The organism is Jeotgalicoccus sp. ATCC 8456 (genome assembly GCF_016313225.1).
GTDB lineage: Bacteria > Bacillota > Bacilli > Staphylococcales > Salinicoccaceae > Jeotgalicoccus > Jeotgalicoccus marinus.
The window spans coordinates 2032981-2044634 of record NZ_CP066224.1 but is presented as its reverse complement, the minus strand read 5'-3'; the positions used below and the strand labels follow the sequence as shown (position 1 = coordinate 2044634).

The 11654-nt window shown below is 38.9% G+C and carries 11 protein-coding genes; all 11 read right to left on the bottom strand.

The genetic code is table 11. From position 1 onward, the window contains the following. Entirely contained in the window at positions 1-1479 is a 1479-nt protein-coding gene (gatA, locus tag JEM45_RS10645) for an Asp-tRNA(Asn)/Glu-tRNA(Gln) amidotransferase subunit GatA (protein ID WP_198687465.1), read from the bottom strand. Between the two features lie 16 nt (positions 1480-1495). After that, positions 1496-1786: an Asp-tRNA(Asn)/Glu-tRNA(Gln) amidotransferase subunit GatC gene (gene gatC / locus JEM45_RS10640; protein ID WP_026867139.1), complete on the bottom strand. Its 291-nt coding sequence runs from the start codon at positions 1784-1786 to the stop codon at positions 1496-1498. Between the two features lie 71 nt (positions 1787-1857). Next, on the bottom strand, positions 1858-3063 hold the full coding sequence (locus tag JEM45_RS10635; RefSeq protein ID WP_026867140.1) for a CamS family sex pheromone protein: 1206 nt from the start codon (positions 3061-3063) through the stop codon (positions 1858-1860). Between the two features lie 2 nt (positions 3064-3065). Then, the gene (gene ligA / locus JEM45_RS10630; protein WP_198687464.1) at positions 3066-5036 is read right to left on the bottom strand and encodes an NAD-dependent DNA ligase LigA; all 1971 of its coding nucleotides are present in this window, start codon (positions 5034-5036) and stop codon (positions 3066-3068) included. A 6-nt stretch (positions 5037-5042) separates the two neighbouring features. Beyond that, complete coding sequence (gene pcrA, locus JEM45_RS10625; protein ID WP_235678866.1) at positions 5043-7214, bottom strand: DNA helicase PcrA; 2172 nt, start codon at positions 7212-7214, stop codon at positions 5043-5045. A gap of 18 nt (positions 7215-7232) precedes the next feature. Further along, complete coding sequence (locus JEM45_RS10620; protein WP_198687463.1) at positions 7233-7904, bottom strand: geranylgeranylglyceryl/heptaprenylglyceryl phosphate synthase; 672 nt, start codon at positions 7902-7904, stop codon at positions 7233-7235. A gap of 98 nt (positions 7905-8002) precedes the next feature. Further along, positions 8003-8680 carry a M15 family metallopeptidase gene (locus tag JEM45_RS10615; protein ID WP_026867144.1) on the bottom strand — a complete coding sequence of 226 codons (678 nt, stop codon included), beginning with the start codon at positions 8678-8680 and terminating at the stop codon, positions 8003-8005. Beyond that, on the bottom strand, positions 8681-9976 hold the full coding sequence (gene purB, locus JEM45_RS10610; RefSeq protein WP_198687462.1) for an adenylosuccinate lyase: 1296 nt from the start codon (positions 9974-9976) through the stop codon (positions 8681-8683). It lies immediately after the preceding gene. Positions 9977-9992: 16 nt separating this feature from the next. Then, entirely contained in the window at positions 9993-10187 is a 195-nt protein-coding gene (locus JEM45_RS10605) for an NETI motif-containing protein (protein ID WP_198687461.1), read from the bottom strand. Then, positions 10153-10806: a DUF2179 domain-containing protein gene (locus JEM45_RS10600; protein WP_198687460.1), complete on the bottom strand. Its 654-nt coding sequence runs from the start codon at positions 10804-10806 to the stop codon at positions 10153-10155. Before JEM45_RS10600 ends, JEM45_RS10605 begins: the two co-directional genes overlap by 35 nt. Positions 10807-10833: 27 nt before the next feature. After that, positions 10834-11652: an NAD(+) synthase gene (gene nadE, locus JEM45_RS10595; RefSeq protein WP_026867148.1), complete on the bottom strand. Its 819-nt coding sequence runs from the start codon at positions 11650-11652 to the stop codon at positions 10834-10836. Positions 11653-11654: the final 2 nt, after the last annotated feature.

Sequence of the window (11654 nt, the reverse complement as noted above, 5' to 3'; positions counted from 1 at the left end):
TTACTCCGCCCCCATCGTTAGATTTTTGAGTTCTTCATGTAAGTTATAAACTTTTTCAAACTGATAAGCAACATTATAAATTTTGTTTTCTTCGAAGTGGTTACCCATGATTTGTAATCCAATTGGTCGATTATCTTCAGTAATGCCACATGGAATACTTAAAGAAGGTATACCTGTTAAGTTTGCTGGGATCGTTAAGATATCATTCTTATATTCTTTTGTCCCTTCGATACTTACTTCGTCGTATTTATGTGCTGGAGTCGTTGACGTTGGCCCAATAATTAAATCATGATCTTTTAAAATTCTTTTCACATCGTCCGCAACTAATCGACGTAATTTTTGTGCTTTTACGTAAAAGGCATCGTAGTGCCCTGCACTTAACACATAAGTACCAAGTAAGATACGGCGTTTTACCTCATCACCAAATCCTTCGCCACGAGACTTTTTATATAGTTCTTCAAGTGTATTTGCATTTTCTGAACGGTAACCAAAACGGATACCGTCAAAGCGTGCGAGATTGGCACTCGCTTCACTCGAAGCAATCAAGTAATAAGAACTTACTACGTATTTAAGATTAGGCATCTCCACTTCTTCTACAGTTGCACCTAAATCTTCAAAACGTTTTTTAGCATCTAATACAGCCTGTGTCACTTCTTCGTCCACATCATCACCTAAAAACTCCTTAGGTAAAGCGATCTTCAACCCTTTTACGTCCTCATCTATACCAGATAAAAAGTCTATTTCCTGATTTTGAACACTTGTCATGTCGTGTTCAGTATCTTCTCCTGCGATTAGCTCTAGGACTTTTGCATTATCACGTACATTACGTGTAATAGGTCCAATTTGATCAAGTGAGGATGCGAAGGCAATTAAACCAAAGCGAGATACTCGACCATAAGTTGGTTTCATACCAACTACGCCACAGAAGGATGCAGGTTGTCTTACTGATCCACCCGTATCTGTTCCAAGAGCAAAGGGTACAAAACCTGCGGCAACAGCTGCTGCTGAACCACCTGAAGAGCCACCTGGTGAACAGTTCAAGTTCCATGGGTTTTTAGTTGTTTGGTAGTAAGATGTCTCAGAAGTTGAGCCCATCGCAAACTCATCCATGTTTAATTTACCAAGCATAATACCATTTTCACTATTCAGCTTGTTCATTACTGTTGCGTCATAGACTGGTTTAAAATTGTGTAGCATCTTACTCGCACAAGTCGTTAAGACATCTTTTGTCACAATATTATCCTTAATACCAAATGGTACACCAAATAATGCCTGATCCATTTGATCTTCAGCCTGCATACGATCAAGTTCTTCTGCTTTAGCTGTTGCTTCTTCTTTTGTCAGTGTAATGAACGCTTTAATATCTCCATCGTACTTTTCAATTCTATTGAATAAAGCCTCTATTACTTCAGAGGGTTTAATTTCTTTACTGTGAATTTTTGAGTATAATTCTTCAACTGTTAATTCATTAATATTCACTTCATTGACCCTCCCTTTATATCATTTTAGGAACTTTGAATTGTCCGTTTTCTGTATGTTCAGTATTACTTAAAGCTTCTTCCTGTGTTAACGGCTGACCTGCTTTATCTTCTCTCAGTTTAGATTCAACCTGAAGTGCATGGGTCATCGGCTCAACCTGATCTAGATCAAGTTCGTTAAGTTGATCTGCATGTGCAACAATGCTTTGAATTTTTGTTGATAGGTTCTTTAGTTCCTCATCATCTTTAATCTCAATTTTTGATAGGTTCGCAACATGGCGAATTCTATCAAGGTTAAGTTCTATCATGAATGACCCTCCTATGTTTTTACAATATTATTAGTTTACCAAATCTACCTTGACTTTACCATGTGAACTCACTATTCAAAGATGTATAAGTTCGCTTGTCCTTCGCCTTCTCTCGTGATGACACTATAGACCTGTGACTTATCTTTAATCTCTACTTCAACATCAGTATTGGTAAAGTGTTCATCTACTAAGTCTCTAACGAACTGCGACATACCTATCATTTCTCCGCGGCTATTATATTCAAGGGGGATTTCAACAGTCAACGTATCTAAATTATTATCGACAAATTTCCCACGTCCAACCGATGTCGTAAAACTATCGAAATATGACGATAACTCTCTGTTAAAGGTTTCGTATTCACTGTTTACTTCACTTGAGATTTCAGACGCTTCATTAGAAGGTAAGAGTACATTTTGTACGTTGATATCAGTGAATTCACTGATTGAATTTTCACCTGGTTCAACTGTGGCTTGTGAGACGAAATTACCGGGTACAATATCAGTATCTGATGATTGGATGAATATTGCGAAAACAATCTTCTTATCTACATATTCATCGTTCGCACGAATACGTGATAAAATCTCAGTTGCCATCTTTTCGCCTTCCTCTTTGACGACTTCTGGGTCTAATTCTTGTTCTTGTGTTTGACCATATTCCTCAGTTTGATAATAGTGAACACTATTCATCGCAAGTCCAATCGTAATACCATCAAAGTTTAAATTACCTTCTTCATCTTCAGACAAGTAGTTCTGCTCTAAAATATGTGAGAGGTAAAGCGGTGCTTCTTCGGCGATTACTTCAGGATCAGTCTCACCATTTGTCGATGGATTTAAACCTAAGTTACTGAAGGCATCTGAACTTAATAGCTCATCTTCTTCCATATTTTCTAACTCTTCACTCGTATATTGACGGCCTAAGTAACCTCTAGTCATCTCCTCTGAGATAATCTGTCCTTCTCTAAAGACAAACTGATCCGTCGGAAACTCTCCTTTACTCACTTCAAATAAGCCTTTTTCAAACTCCTCAACATTGTATGAAGACACCATGTTTTGACTTGATAAGCCTCTAGCTGGTGACAATTCATAAGGTACCACTGATCGATAAAATTCGTCACCACTTGAAGTTATTCTATCCTCTTGTTCTTCAACCTGAACATTTGACACTTCATTTTCAAGGCCAGAATTTTCGGTCTGCTCTGTGATCTCTGCCTCATTCTCACCACAAGCACTTAGTAAGAAGGCTACGACACCGCCGAGCATTAAAGTTTTAAACTTCATTGTCATTGCCCCAATTTCTCAATAAATTCTCTTTCATTCCAAACTTCGATTCCGAGTTGCTTGGCTTTCTCTAATTTCGAACCAGCATCGCTACCTGCGACGACAAGATCCGTACTTTTAGATACGCTACTCGTGACTTTACCACCTTGGGATTCAATATATGCACCTGCTTCTTGACGTGTCATTTCTTCTAGTTTACCAGTTAAGACCACTGTCATATCAGAAAAAAGGTTACCAGCTACTTCTTGAACTTCTTCAGTGAAATTTAATCCATGGTCTTGTAATTTCTTAATCAATTTTCTAAAGTCCTCATTCGAAGTATAAGTCACTATAGAGTCTGCAATTTTCTCACCAATTTCAGGAATTTCAATTAATGATTCAGCTCTGGCTTCGAGGATTTTATCGATTGTACCGTATTCTTCTGCTATAAGTCTGGATGCTTTAGCACCTAAGAACCGAATGCCTAAACCAAATAATACTTTATTTAAAGGATTTTCTTTTGATGCCTCAATCGCCTGGAGCAAATTACGAACCTTCTTATCACCCATACGCTCAAGTTCAATTAAATCCTCATATTTTAAGCTATATAAATCAGAAACATCTTTAATCAAGTCCGCTTCAAATAGCTGCCTAACCACTTTTTCTCCAAGACCATCAATATTCATTGCCCCTCTAGAAACAAAGTGAATAATACCTTCTTGAAGCTGAGCTGGACAGGCAGGGTTAATACAACGTATCGCAACCTCATCTTCTAAATGTACCGCATCATGTCCGCACGATGGGCAAGTTGTTGGTGCTTCATAGACCGCTTGATCTGTTCGTTCCTCTTTAAGTGATTTAACCACTTCAGGAATAATATCTCCTGCTTTTCTAATGACGACCTTATCACCAATTCTAATATCTCTTTCTTCAATGAGGTCGTGGTTGTGAAGCGAGGCACGTCCAACTGTTGTACCTGCAACTTTAACTGGTTCTAGAATTGCTGTTGGTGTAATGACACCTGTACGTCCCACTGTCAGCTCAATATCTAAGACCTCGGTAATCACCTCTTCGGCTGGGAACTTATAAGCGATTGCCCAGCGGGGAGATCTTACTGTAAATCCGAGCTCATCTTGTTCTTGTAGATCATTGACCTTAATGACAATACCATCAATCTCATAGGGAAGTTCAAAGCGGTGTGTCGTCCAGTAATCGATATACTCTAAAACTTCGTCTATGCTATTTAATAGCTGACGTTCATGATTGGTTTTGAAGCCGAGCTTATCCAATGCATCTAAAGCACCGTTTTGAGTCGTAGCTTCTAATGCTTCTGGTGAAGTGACACTATATAAAAATACTGATAAGTTTCTCTTAGCTGCAAGCTTTGGATCTAGCTGTCTCAGTGATCCCGCTGCTGCATTTCTTGGGTTCTGAAATTCTTGTTCACCACGTTCAAGGCGACCTTCATTTAATTTTTCAAAAGAAGATTTTGGCATGTATGCTTCACCACGGACTTCAAAGGATAAGTCTGTAGGCACTGAAAGTGGGATGGCATGAATGGTCTTTAAGTTTTCAGTAATATTCTCTCCAACTGTACCATCACCGCGTGTCGCACCAATGGTGAATTTCCCATTGTCATATGTAAGCGACACGGCGAGACCATCAATTTTTAATTCACACATATATGTTGGACTGTTCAAAACTTGTTTGACCCGCTTGTCAAATGCTCTTAAGTCCGCTTCATTAAAGGCATTACCCAAACTTAACATCGGTGTATTATGACGCACTTTCTCAAAGTGACTTAAGACAGCGCCACCGACCCTAACGGTCGGTGAATCCGCACTTTTATACTCAGGATATTGTTCTTCTAATTCAATTAATTCCCTGAGTAATTTATCGTAATCGACGTCCTGAATTGATGGTTGATCCAGGACATGGTATTCGTAGTTATATTGATTTAACTGTTTTTGTAAGGCTCTAATTTTTTCTTTCATCTAGTCTCAATCCTTCTTCTCGAGTGGTGCGAAATTCGCCAAAAGACGTTTTGGCCCTGCGGTATGAAAGACAATGTCTAACTCCGTATCATCACCCTCACCCTTAATTTGAGAAACGATACCATCACCAAATACTTTATGAGATACCTTGTCTCCGATACTGTATGTGGCATTTGGTTTTTTTTGAATAACCTGTGACCGTTTTTTCGGACCTTTAGCATAAGATGGTGTGGGCTGATTCGTGTTACCGAATAATTTTGTTCCACCCTGATTCTCTACTAACGCTTCAGGTATCTCCGATAAAAACCGACTCATCATATTGGATTCAGTACGGCCATATAACATTCTTGACTCTGCTCTTGATAAGATGAGTCGGTCCATGGCACGTGTGACACCAACGTACATGAGTCGACGTTCCTCTTCAAGTTCTTTATCGTCAAATTGAACACGTTTAGATGGAAAGACGCCTTCCTCTAAACCGACAATGAAGACGACTTTATACTCTAAGCCTTTTGAAGCGTGCATGGTCATCATCGTCACGCCCACTGTATCGTCCACACCATCTTGGTCGGAAACTAAAGCCATATCACTTAGGAACTCAAATAGATTATCATCTTGGACAGGGTGCTCATTATCAAATTCTTTCGTGACCGTCTTAAACTCTTCTAAGTTTTCTAAACGACTTCTCGCCTCGAGTGTTTTATCCTGTGCTAACATGTCGTGATAGCCGGTATCTTTTAATACTTCGTCTACGAGTTCTGTCATCGTTAAGTATTTGGACTTTTCCTTTAAGTTATCCAATACTTCTAGTAAAGACACTAATTTCACAACAGTCTTTTGTGGTATACCCAAAAAGTCTGCGTCACGAATCGCATCGTAAATACTGGAGTTCAACTGATCTGCATGGGCTTGAAGCTTTTCAATGGTCTTTGCCCCAATGCCTCTTTTAGGCACATTAATAATGCGACTGAAGCTAATATCATCAAAAGGATTTTGAATGACTTTTAAGTAGCTCATTAAATCCTTGATTTCCATGCGGCTGTAGAACTTCATACCACCAACCATTTTATAGGGAATACTTGACTTAACGAAGGCATCCTCTACCGCACGAGATTGAGCATTCGCTCTATACAGCACTGCCATATCACCATATGAGTATTCATCACTCAACTCTTGAATCTTTCGGACAACGGCTTGCCCTTCTTCACGTTCACTAAAGGAAACGTTCACTTCCACCTTCGCCCCCTCTCCTTTGTTAGAGCGCAAGTTCTTCGGTTTTCTTTCTGTGTTGTTATCAATGACTGCATTGGCAGCATCTAGAATCATCTTAGTCGAACGGTAGTTTTCTTCTAGTTTTATAACTGTGGCTTCAGGATAGTCTCTTTCAAAGTTTAAAATGTTTTGAATGTCTGCGCCACGGAACTTATAAATAGACTGGTCAGAATCCCCAACGACACAAATATTTCGATACTTATCCGCAAGCATCTGTACTAGGCGGTACTGTGCATGGTTCGTATCTTGATACTCATCAACATGAATATACTGAAAACGCGACTGATAGTAGCTTAAGACACTGGCTTCTTTTTCAAACAATTCAATTGTTAGCATGATTAAGTCATCAAAATCTAAAGAACTATTACGATAGAGCACCTCTTGATAGTCCTTATATATTTGACTGTAGAGTTCATCTAGGAAGCCGCCTGCTTCTTGAATCGCTTGGTCTGGTTTTATCAATTGGTTTTTATAGGCTGAAATCACTGATAATATACTTCTAGGGTTATGCTGTTTTACATCTAGGTTTCTATTTTTTAAAATGTCTTTAATGACGGATTGTTGGTCTAGCGGATCTAAAATAGAAAAGCTCGTATCGTATCCGAGATAGCTAATGTCTCTTCTTAGAATTCTGACACACATGGAGTGGAATGTTGAAATCCACATTCTGTTCGCATCTTCTTTAATTAACCTATCTACACGTTCACGCATTTCCTTTGCTGCCTTGTTTGTAAAAGTGATCGCTAAAATATTATAAGATGGGACTTGTTTTTCATCTAGAAGATAAGCTACGCGGTGTGTTAGAACTCGCGTCTTACCACTCCCTGCTCCAGCCATGATTAAGAGTGGCCCTTCCGTAGTTTTAATCGCTTGTAGTTGTTCCTTATTCATTCCACTTAAATCCATTTTAAAAAACTCCATTTATTAAATGATTGTTGTCAATGCTTGTTCTATATCATCGTAGATAATATTTCCTACGACGATCGTGTCGCTCACCTTGGCCATCTGAGTTGCCTCTGAGTGGGACTGAATACCACCGCCATATAATAAATGACTATTTTCACACGCATCAAATGCTTCTTTAACAAGTGCATAATCTCCGTATGTGCCACTGTACTCTACATATATAAAATCCATTTTATATAACTTATCTAACATGTGTATAGCAGCTAGAAATTCTTCGTCATTCATCAAAGTACACTCCGCTCGATTAAAAGCTTTGCAGTGTTCGTTCATCACGATATAAGGTAAGAGTCTAATGTTTTCATACTCAATAAACTCATGATATTCCATTAACGCCTCAATTAAGAGGCCATGTGCATACTTAATATTTTTAGTGTTGATCACACTTGGCACGTAATAATAATCAAAGCCTGGTACAACAGTATCAGGATGAGATATTTCAAGCGCTATAGACTTGTCTAAGTTGAAGCTTTTGATACGCTCAAGTAAATCCGAGATGTTTTGTCTGGTGACACCGTCTGTACCACTTATCATGATTAAATCTGTCTGAGATGTTAGGGTCGCTTCAAGTGATGCATCTGTAATATTTTTCTGTGGATCTAGCTTAAATACATGTTTTGCTTGTCTTAACATAGTCACAAGTCCTTTATAAAAATCATATGATAATTATAGCATTTTTACCTATTAAAAAACATAAAAGCCCGTGGGTGCTTTACGCACCACACGAGCTCTTAAATAAGGTCGAAATACTCCTCTAAAGTTAAGCCACTTTCATGAATATCCGTCGCCTTATCTCCAACATATCTCAAATGCCAAGGTTCGTACATGTAGCCGGTAATATCTTCTTTACCTTTCATGTAACGAATAATAAATCCATAGTGATGGGCATTTTCCTCTAACCATTCAAATTCTGGCGTGTACTCAAATGAAGTTTGTAAGAGTACTGCACTATCATATGATCCGACATCAATTGCAAGACCTGTCTGATGTTCTGAATGACCTGGTTCGGCACTATAGCGGTCAGCCGCTTCCTTACCATCTCTAGCTACATAATTATTATATAGCTCAGCCTGATAATCATAACTTCTAAAGTCACTCACCAATTCAAAGTTGAGCCCTTCTTCTTTAGCATCTTCAAACATTGTCATATAAGCGTTCTCCGCTTCTGGTTGCATACCTGGGTTGTAATCATCAGGTAGCGGAATCTCTTTGTTTACGATTAACACACCATCCGCATAAGTCACCCCATCAATTACTTCAACATTGACTGGAATGTCTAAGTCTGAAAACGTAAGCGCCTCATAATTTTTACTGTAGTCAATTGCCTCTGCCTCAGTTGATGCCTCGCCGCTACAAGCACTGAGAGCTAATAATAGACTAAGGACGAAAGTAAATTTAATTGCTTTCATTTACTCTAAACCTGCTCGCTTAAATATTGTATCTACACGGCGTAAATGATGTGACTCATCAAAGCATGATTGCAATTCTTCACTCGTTAGTGCTGCTGTGATTTTCTCATCTTGACTTGCGAGTTCTTGTAAAGGCACCTTACTTTCCCATGATTCCATCGCCTTCGGTTGCACTAAGTCATATGCTTCTTCTCTCGACATGCCTTTATCGATTAGGGCTAAAAGAATCTGTTGAGAATATACAAGTCCAAATGTCTTATCGATATTGGCCTTCATGTTTTCTTCAAAGACTGTTAAGTTTTTAATGATATTACCGAAGCGGTTCAACATATAATTTAAAGCGATTGTCACATCTGGGAGCATAATACGTTCTGCTGAGGAATGAGATATGTCTCTTTCATGCCATAGCGGCACATTCTCATATGCTGTTGTGATGTACCCTCTTATCACTCTCGCAAGGCCAGATACATTTTCACTACCGATTGGGTTTCTCTTATGTGGCATGGCACTTGAGCCTTTTTGACCCTTAGCAAATGCTTCTTCTACTTCTCTTGTTTCTGTTTTTTGAAGATGTCTAATTTCTACAGCAAACTTTTCAATTGAGGTTGCAATTAAGCCGATTACCGCTATATAGTGTGCATGGCGATCTCTTTGTAGTGTTTGTGTTGAAACCTCCGCAAATCCTATACCAAGATGATGGCAAACATATTCTTCAACTTCTGGTGGAATATTTGCAAATGTGCCGACAGCGCCACTCATTTTACCTACTTCTATTTCTTCTCTAACCGTTCTAAAACGTTTCAAATTGCGAACCATTTCTTGATGCCAAAGCGCCATTTTTATGCCAAAAGAAGTCGGTTCAGCGTGCACACCATGTGTACGGCCCATCATGATAGTGTGTTTATGTTCTCTTGCCTTATCCGCTAAAATTTCAATAAAGTTCTCTATATCTTTTTCTATAATTTCATTTGCCTGTTTAAGTACATAGCTCTGTGCAGTATCGACGACATCTGTTGATGTTAATCCATAATGAACCCATTTCTTTTCATCGCCCAAAGTTTCAGATACTTGTCTTGTAAAGGCGACAACATCGTGTCTTGTTTCTCTTTCAATTTCTTGGATTCTAGTCGCGTCAACACGAGCATTCGGTCTGATATTCTTCACTTCTTCTTTTGGAATGATACCAAGTTCAGCCCATGCTTCTGCTGCGAGTATTTCTACTTCCAACCAGGCGCGGTACTTATTATCTTCGGTCCAGATGTCTGCCATTTCTTGTCTTGTATACCTACTGATCATTAATTACTCATCCTCATTATTTGATTAATTTACCCTCAAAAACAGTCTCTTGATGTGAGACGACGACCTCGCCGCCTTCTTCTTTAAACACCGGAACTTCCATGCGTCTAGTGACTTGATAGCCTTCTTCCTTCATTCTTTCTAATACCTCTGCAAGTGTATCATCAGGGCCAACCTTAAATTTTTTCTTTCGTTGCTTCTGTTGCGCCATTAGCGTCATCCTGTTCTTGTAGCTCATATATTTCTTCTAATACTTCTTCTACATTTTCTGGTTCATAGTTCTTCATACGACGACGGCTAAGTCCTTTAGTCCAGAAACCACCATGTATATTTTTCGGTTCATAAGAGATAATAAAGGCCTTATCATCTAGCTCACGAATCGTTTCCATTAATTTTCTTTCATATTTTCTAGGTGACAGTATTTGCATGACTGTCCGCTGTCCATCACGTCCATATTGATGACCGTGTGTTACACCATAACCTAAGTTCCTTAAGTCATTTGGCAAATCGATATCTTTTTTACCTGTCGTAACGTTAACAACCGTATAACCAAGAGCAAGTTGCTCTTCAATCTTAGTACCGACGAGTATACCGACACCAAATCCAAGTGCATAAGCAACGATGTTTTGTGGTCGATCTAGATTATCGAGCACAAGTCCTAGACCAATGACGTAAACAAACGTTTCTAAAATACTAAAGGCAGCTGCAACAAAGCGATAGCCTTTTAAGGTCATGATGGTACGCATCGTTAAGAACGTGACGTAAATAATGTTGATGATAAAAATGACTAAAATCATTAACATTGGGTTTTCGTTAATCATTTGTAACATGGTTGTTAGCCCTCTTTCTTTATTTATCTATTTAGGTAAATTGTAACGGTTATAAGGTAAGTCTCTTTTATGAGCTGACCGTTTATAATGGTTAATGATTGTATCAAAAGCATGCTGAGATACTGGTTTACCTTCTAGGAAATCATCGATTTCTCTATAGCTAACACCCAATGCTGCTTCATCACTTAAGAGCGGTTTGTTGCTTTCTAAGTCTGCTGTCGGAATTTTTTCATAGAGGTGTGGTGGTGCTTTTAAAAATTCAAGTAGCTGACGCCCTTGACGCTTGTTTAAGCCCATTAGTGGCGCGACATCACAAGCACCGTCACCAAACTTAGTATAAAAACCGGTGAGCGCTTCTGCTGCATGATCTGTCCCGAGCACAATACCGCCTGTATGTGCTGCAATTGCATATTGAACCTTCATTCTCTCTCGTGCTTTTTCATTACCGATAACAAAATCGCTTAATGTAAAGCCACTATCCAATAAAGCGTCAACACTGGCATCCACACTATCTTTAATATTGACCGTGACACGTTCATCGGGTTCAATGAAGTCGACCGCGTCTCTTGCATCGCTTTCATCTGCTTGCACGCCATAAGGCAATCTGACTGTGTAGAATTTAACTTCCTTACCTTCTTCTCTTAAAGCAGCTACAGTCAACTGGGCAATCTTGCCTAAAAGCGTGGAATCCTGCCCCCCAGAAATACCTAAGACGAAACTTTTTATAAAAGGATGATCAGTGACATAATCCTTTAAGAAGTTAATGATTTCTGAGAGTTCTTCTTGTGGATTAATTTCTGTTTTAACATGAAGACGCTCGATAATTTCCTTTTGGATATCTGACATCA